24 protein-coding genes are annotated in these 20,140 nt (G+C 68.1%); 5 read left to right on the top strand and 19 right to left on the bottom strand.

Going from position 1 to position 20,140, the window contains the following annotated elements:
* Positions 1–61 precede the first annotated feature (61 nt).
* On the top strand, positions 62–583 hold the full coding sequence (locus ACUDCK_RS11790; RefSeq protein ID WP_064524484.1) for a hypothetical protein: 522 nt from the start codon (positions 62–64) through the stop codon (positions 581–583).
* A gap of 99 nt (positions 584–682) precedes the next feature.
* On the opposite strand, the gene ACUDCK_RS11785 is transcribed toward ACUDCK_RS11790, so the two are convergent.
* The 9 genes from ACUDCK_RS11785 to ACUDCK_RS11745 form a co-directional block, all read right to left on the bottom strand.
* The gene (locus tag ACUDCK_RS11785) at positions 683–1,009 is read right to left on the bottom strand and encodes a hypothetical protein (protein ID WP_054502790.1); all 327 of its coding nucleotides are present in this window, start codon (positions 1,007–1,009) and stop codon (positions 683–685) included.
* Positions 999–1,505 (bottom strand): DUF523 domain-containing protein, encoded by a 507-nt coding sequence (locus ACUDCK_RS11780; protein ID WP_175167438.1) that lies wholly within the window; start codon positions 1,503–1,505, stop codon positions 999–1,001. The genes ACUDCK_RS11785 and ACUDCK_RS11780 overlap by 11 nt, the downstream gene beginning before the upstream one ends.
* Positions 1,506–1,518: 13 nt before the next feature.
* Positions 1,519–2,208, bottom strand: a complete 690-nt coding sequence (locus ACUDCK_RS11775) for a VIT1/CCC1 transporter family protein (RefSeq protein ID WP_175167439.1) — start codon at positions 2,206–2,208, stop codon at positions 1,519–1,521.
* 58 nt (positions 2,209–2,266) lie between these two features.
* Positions 2,267–2,704: a PaaI family thioesterase gene (locus ACUDCK_RS11770; protein ID WP_175167440.1), complete on the bottom strand. Its 438-nt coding sequence runs from the start codon at positions 2,702–2,704 to the stop codon at positions 2,267–2,269.
* Position 2,705: 1 nt separating this feature from the next.
* Positions 2,706–3,596: a 3-hydroxyisobutyrate dehydrogenase gene (mmsB, locus tag ACUDCK_RS11765; RefSeq protein WP_175167441.1), complete on the bottom strand. Its 891-nt coding sequence runs from the start codon at positions 3,594–3,596 to the stop codon at positions 2,706–2,708.
* Positions 3,597–3,676: 80 nt separating this feature from the next.
* Complete coding sequence (locus tag ACUDCK_RS11760; RefSeq protein WP_064524479.1) at positions 3,677–4,852, bottom strand: enoyl-CoA hydratase/isomerase family protein; 1,176 nt, start codon at positions 4,850–4,852, stop codon at positions 3,677–3,679.
* On the bottom strand, positions 4,849–6,003 hold the full coding sequence (locus tag ACUDCK_RS11755) for an acyl-CoA dehydrogenase family protein (RefSeq protein ID WP_054502796.1): 1,155 nt from the start codon (positions 6,001–6,003) through the stop codon (positions 4,849–4,851). The genes ACUDCK_RS11760 and ACUDCK_RS11755 overlap by 4 nt, the downstream gene beginning before the upstream one ends.
* A 209-nt stretch (positions 6,004–6,212) precedes the next feature.
* Positions 6,213–6,560 (bottom strand): RnfH family protein, encoded by a 348-nt coding sequence (locus ACUDCK_RS11750; protein WP_054472210.1) that lies wholly within the window; start codon positions 6,558–6,560, stop codon positions 6,213–6,215.
* Entirely contained in the window at positions 6,550–6,984 is a 435-nt protein-coding gene (locus ACUDCK_RS11745) for a type II toxin-antitoxin system RatA family toxin (protein WP_006385176.1), read from the bottom strand. Before ACUDCK_RS11745 ends, ACUDCK_RS11750 begins: the two co-directional genes overlap by 11 nt.
* 104 nt (positions 6,985–7,088) lie before the next feature.
* Between ACUDCK_RS11745 and smpB the strand changes: the two genes are divergently transcribed.
* A complete protein-coding gene (gene smpB / locus ACUDCK_RS11740) occupies positions 7,089–7,556 on the top strand; it encodes an SsrA-binding protein SmpB (protein ID WP_006385177.1) in 468 nt (155 codons plus the stop codon).
* A gap of 1 nt (position 7,557) precedes the next feature.
* Here smpB and ACUDCK_RS11735 read toward each other — a convergent pair whose 3' ends face one another.
* The 3 genes from ACUDCK_RS11735 to ACUDCK_RS11725 all read right to left on the bottom strand — a co-directional run bounded on the left by ACUDCK_RS11735 (position 7,558) and on the right by ACUDCK_RS11725 (position 10,292).
* A complete protein-coding gene (locus ACUDCK_RS11735; protein ID WP_175167442.1) occupies positions 7,558–8,748 on the bottom strand; it encodes a GGDEF domain-containing protein in 1,191 nt (396 codons plus the stop codon).
* Between the two features lie 26 nt (positions 8,749–8,774).
* Positions 8,775–9,701 carry an SPFH domain-containing protein gene (locus ACUDCK_RS11730; RefSeq protein ID WP_049074219.1) on the bottom strand — a complete coding sequence of 309 codons (927 nt, stop codon included), beginning with the start codon at positions 9,699–9,701 and terminating at the stop codon, positions 8,775–8,777.
* A 150-nt stretch (positions 9,702–9,851) separates the two neighbouring features.
* Positions 9,852–10,292: an NfeD family protein gene (locus ACUDCK_RS11725; protein WP_006394517.1), complete on the bottom strand. Its 441-nt coding sequence runs from the start codon at positions 10,290–10,292 to the stop codon at positions 9,852–9,854.
* A gap of 156 nt (positions 10,293–10,448) precedes the next feature.
* On the opposite strand from ACUDCK_RS11725, the gene ACUDCK_RS11720 reads away from it, so the two are divergent.
* A complete protein-coding gene (locus ACUDCK_RS11720) occupies positions 10,449–11,186 on the top strand; it encodes a glutamine amidotransferase (RefSeq protein ID WP_169535749.1) in 738 nt (245 codons plus the stop codon).
* 111 nt (positions 11,187–11,297) lie between these two features.
* Complete coding sequence (locus ACUDCK_RS11715) at positions 11,298–12,140, top strand: bifunctional transcriptional activator/DNA repair enzyme AdaA (RefSeq protein WP_054507600.1); 843 nt, start codon at positions 11,298–11,300, stop codon at positions 12,138–12,140.
* 187 nt (positions 12,141–12,327) lie between these two features.
* Here the strand turns inward: ACUDCK_RS11715 and ppsA are convergent, their stop codons facing one another.
* Positions 12,328–14,691: a phosphoenolpyruvate synthase gene (gene ppsA / locus ACUDCK_RS11710; protein ID WP_175167443.1), complete on the bottom strand. Its 2,364-nt coding sequence runs from the start codon at positions 14,689–14,691 to the stop codon at positions 12,328–12,330.
* Positions 14,692–14,883: 192 nt separating this feature from the next.
* On the opposite strand from ppsA, the gene ppsR reads away from it, so the two are divergent.
* Positions 14,884–15,711 (top strand): posphoenolpyruvate synthetase regulatory kinase/phosphorylase PpsR, encoded by an 828-nt coding sequence (gene ppsR, locus ACUDCK_RS11705; protein ID WP_054502802.1) that lies wholly within the window; start codon positions 14,884–14,886, stop codon positions 15,709–15,711.
* Between the two features lie 73 nt (positions 15,712–15,784).
* Here the strand turns inward: ppsR and ACUDCK_RS11700 are convergent, their stop codons facing one another.
* The 6 genes from ACUDCK_RS11700 to fabZ form a co-directional block, all read right to left on the bottom strand.
* On the bottom strand, positions 15,785–16,213 hold the full coding sequence (locus ACUDCK_RS11700) for a hypothetical protein (protein WP_175167444.1): 429 nt from the start codon (positions 16,211–16,213) through the stop codon (positions 15,785–15,787).
* A gap of 82 nt (positions 16,214–16,295) precedes the next feature.
* Positions 16,296–17,084, bottom strand: coding sequence for a TrmH family RNA methyltransferase (locus tag ACUDCK_RS11695; RefSeq protein WP_144658124.1), 789 nt, complete (start codon positions 17,082–17,084; stop codon positions 16,296–16,298).
* Positions 17,081–17,689 (bottom strand): ribonuclease HII, encoded by a 609-nt coding sequence (gene rnhB / locus ACUDCK_RS11690; RefSeq protein WP_054502805.1) that lies wholly within the window; start codon positions 17,687–17,689, stop codon positions 17,081–17,083. Before rnhB ends, ACUDCK_RS11695 begins: the two co-directional genes overlap by 4 nt.
* Positions 17,676–18,872, bottom strand: a complete 1,197-nt coding sequence (gene lpxB / locus ACUDCK_RS11685) for a lipid-A-disaccharide synthase (protein ID WP_054502806.1) — start codon at positions 18,870–18,872, stop codon at positions 17,676–17,678. The genes rnhB and lpxB overlap by 14 nt, the downstream gene beginning before the upstream one ends.
* On the bottom strand, positions 18,869–19,663 hold the full coding sequence (lpxA, locus tag ACUDCK_RS11680) for an acyl-ACP--UDP-N-acetylglucosamine O-acyltransferase (RefSeq protein ID WP_054502807.1): 795 nt from the start codon (positions 19,661–19,663) through the stop codon (positions 18,869–18,871). The genes lpxB and lpxA overlap by 4 nt, the downstream gene beginning before the upstream one ends.
* On the bottom strand, positions 19,664–20,119 hold the full coding sequence (gene fabZ / locus ACUDCK_RS11675; RefSeq protein WP_006385190.1) for a 3-hydroxyacyl-ACP dehydratase FabZ: 456 nt from the start codon (positions 20,117–20,119) through the stop codon (positions 19,664–19,666). It lies immediately after the preceding gene.
* Positions 20,120–20,140: the final 21 nt, after the last annotated feature.

Genomic DNA, 20,140 nt, shown 5'->3' with positions numbered 1-20,140 from the left:
TACAGTACGGTATCGTCGGCCGCCGCAGCACGTGGACGTCCGACGGCTCAGGAGCAAGATCATGAAGCGGTTTACAGGTCGTATGGTCGGCGTCGCGCTGGCACTGGCCTTGGCAAGTTCCCCCGCGCTGGCGGGCGGGTATCGTGGCGGCTATCACCATCACCACGGCGGTGGCGGCGGCAACGGCTGGTGGATTGGTGGCGCGTTTGCGCTCGCGGCCACCGGGCTGATCCTGGCGGCCAATAACTCCGGACCGAGCTACGTACAGACCGGCGTCTACGCCCCGGGCGTGGCCTACTACCCGCCCCCGGTGTACACGGCGCCCGTGTACGAAGCGCCGCCTGTCTATGAAGCGCCGCCCGTCTACCAGGCCCCGGCACAATACGCTCCGGTGCAGTACGAACCGGCCCCTCCGGTCAACCGGGCGCAGGCCAGCGCCTCGGCCGACTGCCAGCGCTGGGCCATGAACCAGAGCGGCTACGACCCGGCAACCATTTCGCAATGGACCACCCAGGTCATGGTGGACACCTACAACCGCGCGCTGGATTCCTGCATGAACAGCCGCGGTTACCGGGCCAACTGACGACCATCGCGCCCACGGCGCGTCAGCCAGGGAGGAGCCCCGCCAGGGCCTCCTCCCTGTTGTTTTCACGGCCGTTGACGCCCGCGTGCATGGCGCCCCTCAACCGCGCCCGCCGCCCCATCCGCGCCAGGCGAAAAACGCCCCGGCCAACAGGGCCAGCGCGGCCGGCAGCACCCAGACGAAGCCGCTGTCGGTGTAGACAACCCCATCGACCGGATCGTAGTAGCGGCCCAGCTCGTTGAAATCCCACTTCAGGTACTGCGCGTACCAGAGCCAGAAGAAGAACGCCGACAGCGCCAACGACACCACCGCCCCGGCCCGCGCCAGCAGGCGCCCGCGGCCGGTGCCCGCGATCAGCCGCCAGGCCGACAGTACGCCGGCCGCCACGGCTACCAGGACCAGCCAGTCGCCGACGTTAAAGCCCATGCCCCGCCTCCAGGCGCGCCAGGCAGGCAGCGGCGTCCGCCCATTGCCCTTCGCTGAAGACGCGCACCCCGGCATCGGCCAGCAATTGCGCGGTCACGCCCACGCCCGGCCGCCGCTGCCTCGAAAAGCTGCCGTCGTAGACATACCCGCTGCCGCAGGACGGACTGCCCTCCTTGAGCACCGCAATGCGGATGCCGCGCTCGCGCGCAGCGGCCAGCGCCAGGTGCGCGCCGCGCAGGAACGGCACGGTGGCATCCTCGCCCGACACCGCCATCACGCGGGCGCGACCGCCCAGCACGTCAGCGGCATTGGCGCCCGGCTCGATCTCGGCGGGCGGGCGCGGAATCGGCATGCCACCCGCCACCTCCGGACAGACTGGCACGACCCGGCCTTCATCGAGCCAGCGCGCCAGGATCGCGTGGCCTCGCGGCGCCGAGCGGCCGTCGTAGCGCACGGGGTGGCCCAACAGACAGGCGCTGACCAGGACGTATTGCATGAGCGGGAAACTCCTAGACCACGGTGCCGAACAAGGCGCCGACGCCAGCCGTCACTGCCATCGCCAGCGCGCCCAATATCGTCACCCGCACCGCCGCCGGCCCCTTGGGCGCGCCCCCGGCGCCAGCCGCCAGGGCCCCCAGACAGGCCAGACAGGCCACGGACGCGCCGATCACCCAGCCGATAAGCTGCGGCAACGGCACCACCGCGGCCACCGCAAGCGGCAACGCGGCGCCGCCGGCGAACGAGGCGGCCGAGGCCACCGCCGCCTGCACCGGCCGGGCGCGATTGTGGATCGAGATGCCGAGTTCGTCGCGCGCATGCGCGTCAAGCGCGTCGTGGCGCGTCAGTTGCCGCGCGACCTGCTCGGCCAGGTCCCGCGACAGCCCGCGGCCGACGTAGATCTCGACCAGTTCCTCGAGCTCTTCGCCCGAGTTGCGCTTGAGCGAACGCTGCTCCATGCGCAGGTCGGCGGCCTCGATATCGGATTGCGACCGCACCGAGACGTATTCACCCGCCGCCATCGACAGCGCCCCGGCCACCAGGCCGGCCAGGCCCGAGGTCAGCACCGCCTCGTGCGAGGCCTGGGCGGCCGCGACGCCGGTGATGAGGCTCGCGGTGGAGACGATGCCGTCGTTGGCGCCGAGCACCGCGGCGCGCAGCCAGTTGCTGCGGAATATCCGGTGATGTTCTTTGGAAGGCATTGCCGTGGACCCGTTCAAGGCGCGACAAGGCTGGCGGCGGACGGCCGCCGCCAGCGGCTCAACGCGGCGTCACGCGCACCGCGGTGAGCAAGCCTATCACGCAAAGCGTGGCCTGTTCGCCCTCGTAGGCATGCACTTCGACCTGGCAGATCGACAGGCGCTTGCCCGGCTTGACCACGCGGCCGCTGGCCACGTAGCGCTCGCCCTTGGCGGGCGCCAGGAAGTTCATCTTGAACTCCGAGGTCAACACGTCCTCGCCCGGGTGGAACAGGCTGAAGGCGGCATAGCCGCCGGCCGAATCGGCGATGGTGGTGGAGATGCCGGCGTGCAGGAAACCGTTCTGCTGGCACAGATCGGCGCGGTACGGCAGCACGATGTCCACCCTGCCCGGCTCGACCACGTCCAGGCTCGCGCCGAGCAGCCGCATGATGCTCTGCCGCTCGAAGCTCGCCTGGACCCGCCCGGCCGGATCGGCGCAAGTGGCGGGCGCGGCCATGTCAGTCCTGGTCGCGCTTGACCAGATTGACGATGCTGGAGAAGTCCAGCCGGCCCGAGCCGCCCGCGCTGTGCAGCGAATACAGGTTGCGCGCCAGTTCCCCCAGCGGGATCGAGGCGCGCGCCGACAGCGCCGCCTCGGCCGCCAGGCCCAGGTCCTTGAGCATCAGGTCGACGCCGAAGCCGCCGGCATAGCCCTTGGAGGCCGGGGCGTGTTCCATCACGCCGGGCCACGGGTTGTACAGCTCGGTGGCCCAGTTGCGGCCAGAGCTCTTGGCGATGATGTCCGACAGCACCTTGGGATCGAGGCCGTTGGCCACGCCCAGCGCCAGCGCCTCGGAGGTGCCGGCCATGAGGATGCCGAGCAGCATGTTGTTGCAGATCTTGGCGACCTGGCCGGCGCCCGCGGGCCCGGCGTGGAAGATGTTCTTGCCCATCTTCTCCAGCACCGGACGGGCGCGCTCCAGCGCGGCGGACTGGCCGCCGACGATGAAGGTCAGCGTGCCCGCGGCGGCGCCGCCGGTGCCGCCCGAGACCGGCGCGTCGATCATGGCGATGCCGCGGACCTCGGCGGCCTGCGCCACCTTGCGGGCCGAGTCCGGCGCGATGGTGCTGCACTCGATCACGAGCGCGCTGGACGCAATCTTGCCCAGCAGGTCCTGGTCCAGGTACAGGCCTTCGACGTGTTTGCTGGCCGGCAGCATCGAGATCACCACCTCGGCCCCCTTGACCGCCTCGGCGGCCGAGGCCGCCGACTTGGCGCCCGCATCGGTCAGCACCTTGACCGCCGCCGGCACCAGGTCGAACACCGTCAGGCTGTGGCCGGCCTTGACCAGATTCAATGCCATGGGCGCGCCCATGTTGCCCAAACCGATAAACGCGATACTGCTCATGATGTCCTGTCTCCTGTTGCTATTGCTGTAGGTATGAAATCAGTGTTGCGACGCGATGCCGGCCCGCTCCGCGGCGGACGTCAGCGGCCTTCCTTGCCCAGGTCGTCCAGCGGATGCGGCTGGCCCTCGGGCCAGGGCTCGTCGAAGAACTTCTGCACCCAGGCCTCGGTGGCCATGTCCAGCACCGCGGGGTTCCAGCGCGGCGTCTTGTCCTTGTCGATCAGCAGCGCGCGGATGCCCTCGGCGAAATCGCCATGCGCGGTGCAATGGAGCGCGGCGATGTACTCCGCGCGGAACACATCGTCCAGCGACCGCAGCCGCATGCGCTGCTGCAGCGCGAACGACAGCCGCAGCGAACCGGGCGAACCGGCCAGCATGGTGGCGGCGGCGCGCGCCAGCCACGGGTCGGCATGGTCCTTCAGGCCGGCCAGTTCCTCGTAGATCTCGTCCAGGCGGTTGCCACTGCACAGGCTGTTGATCATGAACGAGTGCTGGCGCAGGTGACCGCCCTCCAGCGGCGTCTGCGGTTCGAGCGCCGTCAGCGCCCGGCGCAACAGGCCGTCGTTGATCGAGCGCGGCGGGATCGCATCCTCCGCGCCGCCTGCGGCCTGGCCGGCCCAGGGCTGTTCCTCCAGCGAAGCCAGCAGCTTGGGCCAGTCTTCGTGGTTCAGGCGGAAGTCCGCCAGGCCGGCGAAAAACGCGTCGGCGGTATTGATCTGCGCGCCGGTCAGCGCCAGGAACACCCCGATGCGGCCCGGCATGCGGTTCAGCAGCCAGCTACCGCCGACATCGGGAAACAGGCCGATGGAGATTTCCGGCATCGCCAGGCGCGAGGTCTCGCTGACCACGCGGTGGCTGGCGCCCATCATCAGGCCGATGCCGCCGCCCATGACGATGCCGTGGCCCCAGCACAGCACCGGCTTGGGGTAGCTGTGGATGCGGTAGTCCAGGCGGTATTCATGCTCGAAAAAACGGCGCGCGTAGGCATTGCCCCACGCGCCCTTGCCGGCGTTCTCGGTCATGCTGCGGTACAGGCCATGCAGGTCGCCGCCGGCGCAGAAGGCCTTCTCGCCCGCGCCCTGAAGCACCACCAGCGCCACCGCCGGATCGCGCGCCCAGGCGTCCAGGCGCTCTGCCAGCAGGTCGACCATCTCCAGCGACAGCCCGTTCAGGGTCTGCGGCGAATTCAGCGTCGCGATCCCGAAGCGCATTCCATTGGCGGCGGCCCTTTCTTCGAACAGCACCGGTGCATTCATCTTATGTCGGCTCCTTTTTCCAACAATTGGCGGGCGATGATCACGCGCATGATCTCGTTTGTCCCCTCCAGAATCTGATGTACGCGAGTATCGCGCACCAGACGCTCCAAGGGATAGTCCCGCAGGTAGCCATAGCCGCCGTGGATCTGCTGGGCGTCCAGGCAGATCTGGAAGCCCATGTCGGTGGCAAAGCGCTTGGCCATCGCGCAGTAGGTGGCCGCGTCGGGCGCGCCGGCGTCCAGCTTGCAGGCCGCCAGCCGCACCATCTGGCGCGCCGCCACCAGGTGGGTGGCCATGTCCGCCAGCTTGAATTGCAGCGCCTGGAATTCCGCCAGGCGGCGGTTGAACTGGCGCCGCTCGTCCATGTAGCGGCGGGCCGCGTCCAGCGCGCCCTGGGCCGCGCCCACCGAGCAGGTGCCGATATTGATGCGGCCGCCGTCCAGGCCCTTCATGGCGATCTTGAAGCCCTCGCCCTCCTCGCCCAGCAGGTTGCCGGCGGGCACACGCACGTTCTCGAACACAATCGGACGGGTGGACTGGCTGTTCCAGCCCATCTTCTCTTCCTTGCGGCCGTAGCTGATGCCCTCGCTGTCGGCGGGCACGGCAAAGGCGCTGATGCCGCCCGCGCCCTCGCCGCCGCTGCGCGCCATCACCACCAGCAGGTCGGTATCGCCGCCGCCCGAAATGAAGGCCTTGGCACCATTGAGCAGGTAGTGGTCGCCCTGGCGCTGCGCCCGGGTCGACAGCGACGCGGCGTCGGAGCCGGCGCCCGGTTCGGTCAGGCAGTACGAGGCCAGCTTCTGGCCGCTGGCCAGCAGCGGCCCCCAGGCCTCGCGCAGGGCCGGCTGGCCCCACTTGCCGACCATCCAGGTGGCCATGTTGTGGATCGTCAGGAACGCGGTGGTCGACGGATCGACGGCGGCCATTTCCTCGAACACCAGGGTGGCGTCCAGGCGCGGCAGCCCCAGGCCGCCGATGTCCTCGCTGGCATAGATGGCGCAGAAGCCCATCTCGCCGGCGCGCGCGAACGCCTCCTTGGGGAAGATGCCCTCGGCATCCCACTGCGCCGCATGGGGCGCCAGTTCGCCCTCGGCATAGTCGCGCGCGGCCTGCGCGAACGCGCGCTGCTCGTCGGTCAGTTCCAAGTCCACAGCCTGTCTCCTGATGTCATCGGTATTGTCTGTTGGCGTTGCTGCCGTCTCGTGAACGTCAGCCGGATCATTTTGACATGACGTTGACGTAAACGTAAGGGTGCGGCGCCGTCAATGTTACGCCGGAAGGGCCGGCGTGATTTGTCCTGATGATGACAATGTGGCGGCAGCCCGCCGGGCTCCGGCGGCGCGCGCCCCGGGGCCGACTGCTACAGCAATCCGGCCGGACGCACGCGGCCGTTGCGAGCGGTCCTGGCGCGCCGGTGCTCGGCGCGGCGGCGGCGCGATTCCTTGGGATCGAAGCTCAGCCCGCGGTAGATCTCCACCCGGTCGCCGTCCGCCAGCGGCGTGGCGGCCTCGACCGCGCGGCCGAACACGCCCACGCCCCGCTCCCAGGGCTGGACCACCGGGAAGGCCTGGGCGAAGCCGCTGGCGCGCAGGGCGTCCGCCACGGTCGCGCCGGCCGGCAGCCGCACCTCGCGCAGCCAGACCTGGGCCGACAGGGCATAGCAGACCGACACGGCGATCTGCCCGTCGGCGGACGGCTCATTCCCCATACTTGGCCTGCGCGCGCTTGGTGAAGGAATCGATGAAGCTGGTGGCGATGCGGTTGAACACCGGCCCCACCACCATCTCCAGCGCCCGGTTGGAAAAGGCGTATTCCATGGTGAACAGCACCTTGCAGGCATCCTCGGCCAACGGCTGGAACTCCCAGTGCCCCACCAGGCTGGAAAAAGGGCCATCGACCAGTTCCAGGTCGATGCGGTCGGGGTAGACGTGCCGGTTGCGCGTGGTGAAGCGCTGCTTCATGCCCGCGAAACTGATCAGGATGGACGCCTGCATGCCGTGCTCGTCGCGCGTCTGCACCTCGGCGCCGCCACACCACGGCATGAACTCGGGGTACTTTTCCACGTCGGCGACCAGGTCGAACATCTGGGCGGCGCTGTAGGGCACCAGGACGGATCGCTGTACTTTGTGCATCGACTATCGCAAATGGCTAGAATGATAGGATTTTACCGGCACTGCGCCGCCGGGGCGCAAACGAGCACAAACGAAGAACAAACGGGCATATTGGGCCCCACAAGATGAGCATTATCGATAACCGCAAGGCCACGCACGACTATTTCATCGAAGACCGCTACGAAGCCGGCCTGGTTCTCCAGGGCTGGGAAGTCAAGGCGATCCGCGATGGCCGCGTGCAGCTCAAGGAAAGCTACGTCATCGTGCGCGATGGCGAACTGTTCCTGCTGGGCATGCACGTCAGCCCCCTGCCCACCGCGTCCACGCACATCCACCCGGACGCCATGCGCACCCGCAAGCTGCTGCTCAAGGCCGAGGAAATCAGCAAGCTGATCGGCAAGGTCGAGCAGCGCGGCTACACGCTGGTGCCGCTCAACCTGCACTACAAGAACGGCCGCATCAAGCTCGACTTCGCGCTGGGCCGCGGCAAGAAGCTCTTTGACAAGCGCGACACCGCACGCGAGAAGGACTGGCAGCGCGAGAAGGAGCGCATCATGAAGCACGACACGCGGGCGTCGCGCAAAGACAGTTGAATCAGGCGGCCGCCGGCAGCGGCACGCGCTCGGCCGGCTGCATGCCCGGCCCCAGCACCCGGTTGCGGCCGCCCTGCTTGGCCGCGTACAGCATGCGGTCGGCGCGCTCAAAAAAGGCCTGCAGGTTCTCGCCCGGCAGCCACTCCGCCACCCCGGCGCTGAACGTATAGGCAATCACGCTGCCGCCATGGGCGCAGGGCGTGCGCTGCACCGAGTCGAGCAAGCGCTGCGCCACGTCCATCACGGCGTCGCTGCGCAAATCGGCGAACAGCACGCTGAATTCCTCGCCCCCCACCCGGCCGACATGATCGCCGGTTCGCAACGTGGCCGTGGCAAGCAGGCCGAAATGGCGTAGCACCGCGTCGCCGGCGGCATGGCCGTGCGTATCGTTGATCCGCTTGAAGTGGTCGATATCCAGCAGCATCAGGGACAATGGCCGCCGCGTGCGCAGCGCCTGGGCGCAAAAGCGCTCCGCCTGCAGCCACCATGCCTTGCGCGACATCAACCCTGTCAGGAAATCGGTGCTGGCCTCGTGCTCGCGATCGGCCAGCATGCGGTCGTGGATGATCATGATCGTGCCCAGCGTCAGGCAGGGCATCGCCAGCACGCCCAGCGTCATGAACACAATGTTCCAGTTGGTCGGTTGCAGCAGGAAATCGGCCCAGGCCACGCCGGACGCGAACAGCACCGACCGCAGCGCGCAGGTCAGGCCGGATATCATCGCCACCGACCAGACGAAGTAATAGCTGTAGCGCGAACGGTTGGCGGGCAGTCCCCGCCACACCGCCGCCGCCACCGCGAACATGAAGCCCATCTGCAGCGTCGACATGGCCACGATGCGGGGCGCCACCTGGTTGTCCAGGTAGGTATATCCCGCCAGCACCAGCCAGGCCGCGCCGCAGGCCAGCCCCATCAGGTGGCGCGGCACCCGCTGCCCCAGCAGGCGCCGGATACCGGTGTAGTAGGCGCACAGCGCCAGCCCGATCAGCACATTGGGCAGCACGATCGACAGCCAGCGCGGCGCCTCGGTGGCCTGCAGCCCGAACAGAAAAAACGCCAACAGCGTGAGCAGGTTGGCGCGTATGGTTTCGCGGATCCCGGCCATGCCGCTGCGCGCCAGGGATCCCAGCACGCACAGCGATAGCACTCCCGTCAGTACTGCGATCGACAGCAAATGGACGGGAGCGATCATGGGCAATGCGCCAGGCGGCGCGCGGTTCAGCTGTTGCGGGTGGATTTGACGATGGTCATGGCCGAGGCGATCATGCCGCCCACGTCCGCCAGGTTGGCCGGCAGGATCAGCGTGTTGCCTTCCTTGGCCACGTTGCCGAAGGCCTCGACGTAGCGCTCGGCCACCTTCAGGTTGACCGCTTCCATGCCGCCGGGCTGGCGCACGGCGTCGGCCACCTGCGTGATGGCCTTGGCGGTGGCTTCGGCAATCGCCAGCACCGCCGCGGCCTCGCCCTGCGCCTGGTTGATCTGGGCCTGCTTCTCGCCTTCCGAACGGGCGATGGCCGCTTCGCGTTCGCCGGTGGCGATGTTGATCTGCTCCTGGCGGCGGCCTTCCGAGGCCGCGATCAGCGCGCGCTTCTCGCGCTCGGCGGTGATCTGCGCCTGCATCGAGCGCAGGATCTCGTTGGGCGGGGTCAGGTCCTTGATCTCATAGCGCAGCACCTTCACGCCCCAGTTCAGCGCCGCCTCGTCCAGCGACGACACGATGGTGCTGTTGATGGCGTCGCGTTCCTCGAAGGTGCGATCCAGTTCCATCTTGCCGATCACCGAGCGCAGCGTGGTCTGCGCCAGCTGCGTGATGGCCGAGATGTAATTGGACGAACCGTACGACGCGCGCATCGGGTCGGTCACCTGGAAGTACAGCACGCCGTCCACCTGCAGTTGGGTGTTGTCGCGCGTGATGCAGACCTGGCTCGGCACGTCCAGCGGGATTTCCTTGAGCGAATGCTTGTACGACACGCGCTCGATGAACGGGATCACGAAGCCGGCGCCCGGCGACAATACGCGGTCGAACTTGCCCAGCCGCTCGACCACCCAGGCGTGCTGCTGGGGGACGATGGCGATCGCCTTGATGACGATCAGGATCGCCAGTGCGACGATAACAAGCAGGACGATAGTGGAAGTGTCCATCATGGTGTAGTGCCTCTTCTGGGGTGAATGCGGTGACGCGCCTGTCCGCGATAGCCAGGGCGCCTGCTGCGGCCGGCCCGTCTGCGCGGGTCCGGGTCCTGCCTTGGAACGGGCCGGCGCGCAAAGGCAAGGAGCCTTCCACGCCGCCACGCCCTAGCGCGTGGCGCCGGTCGCGTCCCCCTTCGGAGTCAGGACCAGGCGCGTGCCGCGCATTTCGGTGATGATGTGTTCGCCGCCGTGGGCCGGCTGCCCCTCGGCCAGTTCCGCCTGCCAGTGCGCGCCGCGGTACCAGACGCGCGCGGTGCCGTCCTGGCTCCAGGCTTCCACCTTGACGGTCTGGCCGATGTCCAGGTTGACGTCGGCGTTGCGCGAGGCGTCGACCTCGCGCTTTTTCAGGACGCGCGTCTTGCGCAGCACCAGCAGGCCCAGCAGCAGCACGACGCCACACGCCACCAGTTGCCACTCCAGGCCCGCCAGCAGCCAGGCGGCGACGCCCCCCGCGGCCAATCCCAGCGCCACCAATAGCAGGTAGAAGGTTCCTGTCGCCAGTTCGCCGATGAGCGCCAGCGCGGCCAGCCCTAACCAAATCCACATAGTTACGTTTGCCTGAAAGGATGAGTCGGTCAGCGGATTGTACGTATTTCCATGACGCCGCGGTGACGCCCCCGCCCACCTCGGACAATCGCCTGGATTATGATGTGCGCTGGCTGCCGTCCCCGGCCGCTGGCATTTACCACGCATACACCCCCAATGACCGCTGCAATCTCCCCCGCCCGTCCCGTCCTCATCCTGCACACGGGCGACCCGGACGATACGCTCAAGAGCCAGTTCGGCGGCTATGCCGAACAGTTGGCGCGGGCCTCCGGCCTGGCGCCCGACGCCCTCGAAGTGGTCGCCGTCCACGCCGGCGAACGGCCGCGCGCGCCGGACCAGTACCGCGCCGCCCTGATCACCGGGTCGCCGGCCATGGTCACCGACCTGGAGCCCTGGAGCGAAGCCACCGCCGCCTGGTTGCGCGAAGCCGCCGCGGCCGGCCTGCCGATGTTCGGCATCTGCTACGGCCACCAGCTCCTGGCGCACGCCCTGGGCGGCAAGGTGGGCTACAACCCCGCCGGCCGCGAAGTCGGCACCCAGACGGTCGAGCTGCTGCCCGCCGCCGCCGGCGACAAACTGCTGGCCGGCCTGCCGCCCACCTTCCCGGCCCAGATGCTGCATGCGCAGACCGTGCTGCAGTTGCCGCCCGGCGCCGCCGTGCTGGCGCGTTCCGACCTGGATCCGCACCAGATGATCCGCATCGGCCGCAACATCTTCTCGACCCAGTTCCACCCCGAATTCGGCCCCGATTTCGTGCGCGCCCACCTCGAACGCTTCGGCCGCCGCTACGCCGCCGAAAACCTCGATGTGCCCGGCCTGTCCGCCAACGTGCGCGCCACCCCAGTGTCGGGCGAACTGGTGCGCCGCTTCCTGGACGCCTACGCGCCCGCCTGAGGCCCCGGCCAGGGGCACAGGCCGCTCCCGGCAACAACCGGAGTGCGGCGCGGGCAGGCCTTTGAGAACATGGTCGAAAGCGCGCAAACCGGCGCGCCCCTGGAGCCCGACATGACCCACGCCGCCCCCTTGAGCAAACAGCACGCCGCCGCCGTCGAACGCGCCTGCCGGGCGCTGGAGGCCGAGCAGCCGCCGGACCTGAACACACTGGCCGAACAGGCCGGCATGAGCCGCTTCCATTTCCACCGCATCTTCAAGGCGGCCACCGGCATCACGCCCAAGGCCTACGCCAACGCGCTGCGCGCCGACCGCGCCCGCCAGCAACTGCGCCAGAGCGCCAGCGTCACCGACGCCATGTACGGCGCCGGCTTCAACTCCAGCGGCCGCTTCTACGAGGCGGCGCCGGCCATCCTCGGCATGACGCCCACCGCCTTCCGCAAGGACGGCGAAGGCGTCGAAATCCGCTTCGCCGTGGGCCAGTGCGCGCTGGGCGCCCTGCTGGTGGCGGCCAGCGACACCGGCATCTGCGAAATCGCGCTGCACGAAGACCCCGAACAACTGGTGCGCAACCTGCAGGACCGCTTCAAGGCCGCCCGGCTGATCGGCGCCGACCGCGAATTCGAGCAATGGATGGCGGCGGTGGTCGGTTTCGTCGAGAATCCCGCGGTGGGCCTGCACCTGCCGCTGGACGTGCGCGGCACCGCGTTCCAGCGCCGCGTCTGGGAAGCGCTGCGCGAGATCCCCGTCGGCACCACCGCCACCTACACCGACATCGCCGAACGCATCGGCTCGCCGCGCTCGGTGCGCGCGGTGGCGCGCGCCTGCGCCACCAACAACATCGCGCTGGCGATTCCCTGCCACCGCGTGGTGCGCACCGACGGCTCGCTGGCCGGCTACCGCTGGGGCATCGAACGCAAGCGCGAACTGATCGAGCGCGAGGCCAAGGCGGCCTGAGTCCAGGGCGCGCCCCCACGCGGCGCGGTCGGCCGCGGCGCCCTCCTCTTCCAACGCCGCGCGCGCCAGGCGCAAGCCTCGCACGCGCCGCCGTACCCGAAGCGACGTTTTCACCTTGGGACGGCCGGATGGCAAAAAAAAACCCGCGCCATCCCTGGCGCGGGCCTTTTTGCATGCGGACCGGCGATTACTTCGCCAGGCGCTGCCAGGTGTCGACCACCGTGTCCGGGTTCAGCGACATCGACAGGATGCCTTCGTCCGTGAGCCACTGCGCGAAGTCCGGGTGATCGCTGGGGCCCTGGCCGCAGATGCCGACGTACTTGTTGGCGGCCAGGCAAGCCTTGATCGCGCGGCGCAGCATGAACTTGACGGCGTCGTCGCGTTCGTCGAAATCGGCCGCCAGCAGTTCCATGCCGGAGTCGCGGTCCAGGCCCAGGGTCAACTGGGTCATGTCGTTCGAACCGATCGAGAAGCCGTCGAAGTACTGCAGGAATTCGTCGGCCAGGATGGCGTTGGACGGCACTTCGCACATCATGATCAGCTTCAGGCCGTTCTCGCCGCGCGCCAGGCCGTGCTTGGCGAGCAGGTTGACCACCTTTTCCGCCTGGCCCAGGGTGCGCACGAACGGCACCATGATCTCGACGTTGGTCAGGCCCATGTCATCGCGCACCTTCTTGAGCGCTTCGCATTCCATGCGGAAGCACTCGGCGAAGTCGTCGGCGATGTAGCGCGAGGCGCCGCGGAAGCCCAGCATCGGGTTCTCTTCCTCGGGCTCGTAGCGCGAACCGCCGACCAGCTTGCGGTACTCGTTGGACTTGAAGTCCGACATGCGCACGATCACGGGCTTCGGGTAGAAGGCCGCCGCGATGGTGGCCACGCCTTCGGCCATCTTCTCGACGAAGAAGGCGCGCGGGCTGGCATGGCCGCGGGCGGCCGATTCCACGGCCTTCTTCAGCTCGCCGTCGACGTTCGGGTAGTCCAGCACCGCCTTCGGGTGGATGCCGATGTTGTTGTTGATGATGAATTCCAGGCGCGCCAGGCCGACGCCGCCGTTGGGGATCTGGGCGAAGTCGAACGCCAACTGGGGGTTGCCCACGTTCATCATGATCTTCAGGTCGATGGCGGGCATCTCGCCACGGCGCACTTCCTCGACTTCGGTCTCGATTAGGCCGTCATAGATGCGGCCTTCGTCGCCCTCGGCGCACGACACGGTCACGGCCTGGCCTTCCTTGAGCACGTCGGTGGCGTTGCCGCAGCCCACCACGGCCGGAATGCCGAGTTCGCGCGCGATGATGGCCGCGTGGCAGGTACGGCCGCCACGGTTGGTCACGATCGCCGAGGCGCGCTTCATGACGGGTTCCCAGTTGGGGTCGGTCATGTCGGTGACCAGCACGTCGCCGGGCTGCACCTTGTCCATGTCGGAGATGTCGCCGACCACGCGCACCGGGCCCGAGCCGATCTTCTGGCCGATGGCGCGGCCGGTGATCAGGACCTGGCCGGTGGCCTTCAGGCGGTAGCGCTGCTGCACGTCGTTGGCGCCCTGCTGCGACTTCACCGTTTCCGGACGCGCCTGCAGGATGTAGATCTTGCCGTCGACGCCGTCGCGGCCCCACTCGATGTCCATCGGGCGGCCATAGTGCTTCTCGATGATGACAGCGTAGCGGGCCAGCTCGATGACCTCGTCGTCGGTCAGCGAGTAGCGGTTGCGCTCGGACACCGGCACGTCGACCGTGCGCACGGCGCGGCCTTCCGGACGCTCGGGGTCGAACTCCATCTTGATCAGCTTGGAACCGATGCGGCGGCCGACGATGGGGAAATGGCCCTGGGCCAGCGTGGGCTTGAAGACGTAGAACTCGTCGGGGTTGACGGCGCCCTGCACCACGGTTTCGCCCAGGCCGTACGACGAGGTGATGAACACCACGTCCTGGAAGCCCGATTCGGTGTCGATGGTGAACATCACGCCGGCGCTGCCCTTGTCCGAACGCACCATGCGCTGGATGCCGGCCGACAGGGCCACATCGGCGTGAGCATAGCCCTTGTGCACGCGATAGGAGATGGCGCGGTCGTTGTAGAGCGAAGCGAACACGTGGCGGATCTTGTCCAGCACGTCGTCGATGCCGACCACGTTCAGGAAGGTTTCCTGCTGGCCGGCGAACGAGGCGTCGGGCAGGTCTTCGGCAGTGGCGGACGAGCGCACCGCGAACGAGCCCTTGCCATCGGCGTCGAGCTTGGCGAAGGCGTCGCGGATCTGCGCTTCGAATTCGGCCGAGAACGGCGCTTCGACGATCCATTGACGGATCTGCGCGCCGGCGTTGGCCAGCTCGCGCACGTCTTCGGGGTTCAGGGTGGTCAGGCGTTCGGCGATGCGCTTGTCCAAGCCGGAGGCCTTGAGGAAGTCGCGGAAGGCGTCAGCGGTCGTGGCAAAGCCGCCCGGCACGCGGACACCCGCGCCAGACAACTGGCTGATCATTTCGCCTAGTGATGCGTTCTTGCCTCCTACCGAGTCCACGTCCGTCATGCGGAGCTGCTCGAACAAAACAACGTACGACATTGAAGTCACCTTTTACAATGGAATGAAAGCGAGTTTGGTCAATGCAGATTCGACGCCGGCTTACCGCCCGGATTTCGCCGATCCGCCTGCGCTGACCAAACTGGCCTTGGACCGCCCTTGGGGTGACTTATAGGGGCCTGATTGTACTCGGAGGAGCACATCCGGCCATCCGCCTGGTTGGAATTTTTACATATGACATCTACCCCGATCGTACGCACGGTATACATCGTTTCCGACAGTACCGGTATCACCGCGGAAACCTTCAGCCAGTCGGTGCTTTCCCAGTTCGAACAAGTCGATTTCAAGCCGGTGCGGCTGCCGTTTGTCGACACGCTGGAAAAAGCCGCCGAAGTGGCCATGCGCATCGACCGCAGCGCCCAGGAAGCCGGGGTGCCGCCGATCGTCTTCAGCACCCTGGTCAATCCCGACATCCTCGCCCGTGTTCGCCAGGCGAACGGCATTTTCCTCGACCTGTTCGGCACCTTCGTCAGCCACATCGAGCAGGCGCTGGGGCTCAAATCCAGCCATTCCATCGGCCGCTCGCACATGCAGGCCAATTCGGAAAAGTACCGCAACCGGATCGACGCCATCAACTTCAGCCTGGCGCACGACGACGGCCAGTTCGTCAACCAGCTCGACCAGGCCGATGTCATCCTGGTGGGCGTGTCGCGCTGCGGCAAGACTCCGACCAGCCTGTACCTGGCCATGCAGTACGCCATCAAGGCCGCCAACTTCCCCCTGACGCCGGACGATTTCGAGCGCGGCACCCTGCCCTCGACCATCGCGCCGCACCGCGCCAAGCTGTTCGGCCTGTCGATCCAGCCCGAGCGCCTGGCCGAGGTGCGCAACGAACGCCGTCCCAACAGCCGCTACGCGCAACTGGAGCAGTGCCGCTATGAAGTGGCCGAGGCCGAGCGCATGATGCGCCGCGAGGGTATCTCCTGGCTGTCCACCACCACCAAGTCGATCGAGGAGATCTCGACCACGGTGCTGCAGGAAGTCGGCCTGGATCGCGGCTGAAAATGACAGGGTCCGGCCATGGGCGCCGGGCCCACTCGGTCGCGCAACCGGCGATCGCCGGCCGCGCGCGCCGTCACTGCCGCACCGCTCCAGGCAGGACGACGGGGCGGGACAGCTCGATGTAACTGCTGTCGGCCGGCAGGTAGAACCCCACCAGCTTGCCGGACGAGGCCACCAGATAGGCGTCCGTGCGGCGCGGCAAGTCAATCGCGAACGGACCGCCCAGCGGCCGGAACACGTCGCCCTGCACGATGGCGCCGGCCCGCCGCCATTGCGAGCCGGAAGGCAGCGTCACGGCGGCGTCGTTGGGCAGCTTCGCCACCACCTCACGCGACAATTGCAGCCGGCCGGCCGATTCGGTCATGTCGACCGGCACCAGACTGACCCGTTGCGGTGCGCCCGAGGCGCATCCGCCCAGCGCCAGCGCGCACAGGCAGGCGGCAAGCAATGACTGGCAGCGGGCGCGGCCTGGCAGGGAGTGAGCGACCGGCAATGACGCCATGGAACACCTAGGGAGCGGCAAAGCGTCGAGTATATGCCGGCCCGGCGCCCGCCTGGCGGGTCAGACACGCACCAATGCAGAATCAGCGCGCCGCGTCCGCCAGCGCCTGGCGGCGCTGCTCGAACAGGCAGATGGCGGCGGCGGCGCCCACATTGAGCGACTCGACCGCGGCCATGTCGTGGGGAATGCGCAGCCTGAGCCGCGCCGCCGCCAGCAACTCGGCCGCGACGCCCTGGCCCTCATGGCCGAAGACCCAGGCGCAACGCTCGGGCAGGCGCCCGGCATACAGGTCCTGGGCGCCTTCCAGCGCGGTCGCCACCAGCGGCACGCGCAACCGGGGCAGCAGCGCCTGCAGGTCCACGTGCTCGTGGATCGCCAGCGCGAAATGCGCCCCCTGGCCGCTGCGCAACACCTTGGACGACCACGCGGCGGCCGTGCCGGTGGCCAGGAACACGCGCTTGACCCCGGCCGCGGCACAGGTGCGCAGCAAGGTACCGACATTGCCCGGGTCCTGGATGCGATCGAACAGCACGCAATTCTCGTCCACCGCCTCGGGCAGGGACGGCAACGGCGGCGTCACCACGAAGGCCACGCCCTGCCCGCTTTCCACGCTGGCCAGCGCCTGCATCAGGCGCGCGTCCAGCGCCAGGCAGCGGGCATCCGGCACGGCGGCCGCCAGCGCCGCGATATCGGGCTGCGACAGGCGGTCGACGTCGAAGATGGCCTGGTCCGGCGCGCCATGGTGCTGCAACCACGCCTGGCACAGGTGCACGCCGTCCAGCAGCACGGGCGCGCCGCGCTTGCCCGCGGTGCCGGCGAGCTTGACCAGCGCCTTGACCGCGGGATTGTCGCGGGAACTGATGTGTTTCATGAGACCAGGCCGAAGGCCTTGATGGGCGCGAAACTGCGGCGGTGCTCGACACAGGGACCGTGCTCGCGCAGCATCTGCAAGTGCAAGGCGGTGCCATAGCCCTTGTGCTGGTCGAACGCATACTGCGGGTACAGCGCATGCAGGCGCAGCAGATCCGCGTCGCGCGCGGTCTTGGCCAGGATCGACGCGGCGGAGATCGCCGGCACCAGGGCATCGCCCTTGATCACCGTCTGCACCGTGCAACCCAGCTTGGGGGCCTGGTTGCCATCCACCAGCGCCAACTGAGGGGCCGTCGACAGGCCCTCGACGGCGCGGCGCATCGCCAGCAGGGTGGCGCGCAGGATGTTCAGGCTGTCGATTTCGGCCACGCTGGCGCTGGCCACGCACCAGGCCAGCGCATGCGCCTGGATCTCGAGGGCCAGCGCCTCGCGCGTGGCGGCCTTCAGCACCTTGGAGTCGGCCAGGCCGTCGATGGGCCGGGCCGGATCCAGGATCACGGCGGCCGCGTATACCGCGCCCGCCAGCGGACCGCGGCCGGCTTCATCGACGCCGGCCGTCACCAGGGCCGGCTGCGCCGGCGCGGCAAACAGGTCAGGCTGCTCCACCGGCCACCTCCAGGATCGCCTGGGCCGCGAGCGCCGGCGTGTCGCGCAGCAGCTCCTGGTGCAGCGCCGTGAAGCGGGCCTCGATACGCGCCGCCAAGGCCTCGTCGGTCAACGCCGCCCAGGTGGCCTCGGCCAGCTTCTCCGGCGTGGCGTCGTCCTGCAACAGCTCGGGCACCGCGAAGTCGCGCAGCAGCACGTTGGGCAGCCCCACCCACGGCAGATAGGGCCGTTCCTGGCCGGACTTCCAGGCCATGATGCGACGCATCAGCGGCGACAGCACGTAGGAAATCACCATGGGCCGCTTGTACAGCGCGGTTTCCAGGGTGGCGGTGCCGCTGGCCACCAGCACCGCGGTGCTGGCTTCCATCACCGACCATGCCACTGGCGCCTGGCGATCGCCATCCGCGCCGTGCAGATCCTGCGCGGTCACGCAGCGCAACCCCGGCACGGGATACTTGGCCAGGATCGCCTGGAATTCGGCGCGGCGCTGGTCGTTGACCATCGGCACCACGCATTGCAGCGCCGGATCGCGCTTCTGCAGCATCTGCGCGGCCTGCAGGAAGCGCGGCGCCAGCAGGCGAATCTCGGACGAACGGCTACCCGGCAGGATCGCCAGCACGCGCGCGTCCTGGTCGATGCCCAGCCGCGCGCGCGCCGCCGCGCGGTCCGGCTGCATCGGCACCGCGCCGGCCAGCGGATGGCCGACATAGGTGACCGGAATGCCTTCCTTGCGGTAGATCTCTTCCTCGAACGGGAACAGCACCAGCATGTGCGACACCGATTCGCGGATCTTGTGGATGCGATCGTAGCGCCAGGCCCAGATCGAGGGGCCGACGAAATGGACGGTCGGCGTGCCGGCCTGGCGCAGTTGGTGTTCCAAACGCAGGTTGAAATCGGGCGCGTCGATGCCCACGAACACCGACGGCGGCTCGGCCAGCCAGCGGCGCGACACGTCGCGATAGGTGCGCAGCAGACTGGGCAGACGCTTGAGCGCGTCGACGTAGCCGAACACCGTCAGCGCATGCATCGGATGCCAGGTATCGAAATCGCGGGCCTGCATCTGCGGGCCGCCAATGCCCTCGCACAGCACGCCCGGGGCGCGCTGCTGCAGACCGGCAATGATGCGGCCGGCCAGCAGATCGCCCGAGGGCTCGCCGGCCACCATGCCGATCCGCATGTTCATGGACGGATGATGCCGCGCGACGCGACGTCGAGGAAATCCAGCAGCGTCTGCAGATGCTCGGCGACTTCGGGCTCGGCCTGCTGGCGGGCGCGCAGTTCGGCCCGGGCCGTGTCCAGCGGCAAGCCGCGGCGATAGATGATCTTGTAGGCGTCGCGCAGCGCCGACACCTGGGCGGGCGTGAAGCCGCGGCGCTTCAGGCCTTCGACGTTGATGCCGACCGGCCGGCACGGATTGCCCGCGGCCAGCACGAACGGCGGCGTGTCCTGCATCAGCGAGCTGTTGCCGCCGGTCATGCTGTGCGCGCCGATGCGCGAGAACTGGTGCACGCCGGTCAGGCCGCCCACGATGGCCCAGTCACCCACATGGACGTGGCCGCCCAGTTGCACGGAGTTGGCCAGGATGGTGTTGTTGCCCACGTGGCAATCGTGCGCGATGTGCACGTAGGCCATGATCCAGTTGTCATCGCCCAGCGTGGTGGCGCCGCCATCCTGCACCGTGCCGGTGTTCAGCGTGACGAATTCGCGCACCGTGTTGCGGTCGCCGATGATCAGCCGGGTCGGCTCGCCCTTGTACTTCTTGTCCTGCGGCATCCCGCCGATCGAGCAATACCGATAGAAGCGGTTGTCGCGTCCGATGGTGGTCACGCCATCGACCATGCAATACGGGCCGAGCTCGGTGCCGGCGCCGATCGTCACATCGGGGCCCACGACGCAGAACGCGCCGATGACCACGCTGGGGTCGATTTTCGCCGCCGGATCGACGACGGCGGTAGGATGGATGTTTCCTGCCATTTACTCTTCCAGGCTGCGGATCGCGCACATGAGCTTGGCCGACGCCACTTCCTGCCCGTCCACCGTGGCACGCGCTTGGTATTTACAGATGCTGCGGCTCAGGCGCTCGGCTTCGACCTCGATGCGCAACTGGTCGCCCGGCACCACCGGGCGGCGGAAACGCGCGCCGTCGATGCCCACTAGGTAGTACGCCGTCTTGGCGCCTTCGCACTTCAGGCCGCCGTTCTCGTCGGTGAACGAGAACAACGCCGAAGCCTGGGCCATGGCTTCCACGATGAGCACGCCCGGCATCACCGGATGGTGGGGAAAGTGGCCGTTGAAAAACGGTTCATTGATCGAGACGTTCTTGATGGCGACGATGGATTTGCCGGGCACCATTTCGACGACGCGATCAATCAGCAGCATCGGGTAACGATGCGGCAGCCTCTCCATGATCCCCTTGATGTCGAGTTCCATTTTTCTGTGAATTCCTGCGTA

The organism is Achromobacter sp. CF-sbj1-Ac2-l (genome assembly GCF_052698165.1).
Note: the sequence above shows the minus strand (reverse complement) of the source record. Positions and strands in the feature narration are given on the sequence as shown.

What these genes read in the sequence shown, in the direction of transcription:
- ACUDCK_RS11790 (WP_064524484.1), top strand. Translation starts at nt 62, where the DNA reads ATGAAGCGGTTTACAGGTCGTATGGTCGGCGTCGCGCTGGCACTGGCC.
- ACUDCK_RS11785 (WP_054502790.1), bottom strand. Translation starts at nt 1,009, where the DNA reads ATGGGCTTTAACGTCGGCGACTGGCTGGTCCTGGTAGCCGTGGCGGCC.
- ACUDCK_RS11780 (WP_175167438.1), bottom strand. Translation starts at nt 1,505, where the DNA reads ATGCAATACGTCCTGGTCAGCGCCTGTCTGTTGGGCCACCCCGTGCGC.
- ACUDCK_RS11775 (WP_175167439.1), bottom strand. Translation starts at nt 2,208, where the DNA reads ATGCCTTCCAAAGAACATCACCGGATATTCCGCAGCAACTGGCTGCGC.
- ACUDCK_RS11770 (WP_175167440.1), bottom strand. Translation starts at nt 2,704, where the DNA reads ATGGCCGCGCCCGCCACTTGCGCCGATCCGGCCGGGCGGGTCCAGGCG.
- mmsB (WP_175167441.1), bottom strand. Translation starts at nt 3,596, where the DNA reads ATGAGCAGTATCGCGTTTATCGGTTTGGGCAACATGGGCGCGCCCATG.
- ACUDCK_RS11760 (WP_064524479.1), bottom strand. Translation starts at nt 4,852, where the DNA reads ATGAATGCACCGGTGCTGTTCGAAGAAAGGGCCGCCGCCAATGGAATG.
- ACUDCK_RS11750 (WP_054472210.1), bottom strand. Translation starts at nt 6,560, where the DNA reads ATGGGGAATGAGCCGTCCGCCGACGGGCAGATCGCCGTGTCGGTCTGC.
- ACUDCK_RS11745 (WP_006385176.1), bottom strand. Translation starts at nt 6,984, where the DNA reads ATGCACAAAGTACAGCGATCCGTCCTGGTGCCCTACAGCGCCGCCCAG.
- smpB (WP_006385177.1), top strand. Translation starts at nt 7,089, where the DNA reads ATGAGCATTATCGATAACCGCAAGGCCACGCACGACTATTTCATCGAA.
- ACUDCK_RS11735 (WP_175167442.1), bottom strand. Translation starts at nt 8,748, where the DNA reads ATGATCGCTCCCGTCCATTTGCTGTCGATCGCAGTACTGACGGGAGTG.
- ACUDCK_RS11730 (WP_049074219.1), bottom strand. Translation starts at nt 9,701, where the DNA reads ATGATGGACACTTCCACTATCGTCCTGCTTGTTATCGTCGCACTGGCG.
- ACUDCK_RS11725 (WP_006394517.1), bottom strand. Translation starts at nt 10,292, where the DNA reads ATGTGGATTTGGTTAGGGCTGGCCGCGCTGGCGCTCATCGGCGAACTG.
- ACUDCK_RS11720 (WP_169535749.1), top strand. Translation starts at nt 10,449, where the DNA reads ATGACCGCTGCAATCTCCCCCGCCCGTCCCGTCCTCATCCTGCACACG.
- ACUDCK_RS11715 (WP_054507600.1), top strand. Translation starts at nt 11,298, where the DNA reads ATGACCCACGCCGCCCCCTTGAGCAAACAGCACGCCGCCGCCGTCGAA.
- ppsA (WP_175167443.1), bottom strand. Translation starts at nt 14,691, where the DNA reads ATGTCGTACGTTGTTTTGTTCGAGCAGCTCCGCATGACGGACGTGGAC.
- ppsR (WP_054502802.1), top strand. Translation starts at nt 14,884, where the DNA reads ATGACATCTACCCCGATCGTACGCACGGTATACATCGTTTCCGACAGT.
- ACUDCK_RS11700 (WP_175167444.1), bottom strand. Translation starts at nt 16,213, where the DNA reads ATGGCGTCATTGCCGGTCGCTCACTCCCTGCCAGGCCGCGCCCGCTGC.
- ACUDCK_RS11695 (WP_144658124.1), bottom strand. Translation starts at nt 17,084, where the DNA reads ATGAAACACATCAGTTCCCGCGACAATCCCGCGGTCAAGGCGCTGGTC.
- lpxB (WP_054502806.1), bottom strand. Translation starts at nt 18,872, where the DNA reads ATGAACATGCGGATCGGCATGGTGGCCGGCGAGCCCTCGGGCGATCTG.
- lpxA (WP_054502807.1), bottom strand. Translation starts at nt 19,663, where the DNA reads ATGGCAGGAAACATCCATCCTACCGCCGTCGTCGATCCGGCGGCGAAA.
- fabZ (WP_006385190.1), bottom strand. Translation starts at nt 20,119, where the DNA reads ATGGAACTCGACATCAAGGGGATCATGGAGAGGCTGCCGCATCGTTAC.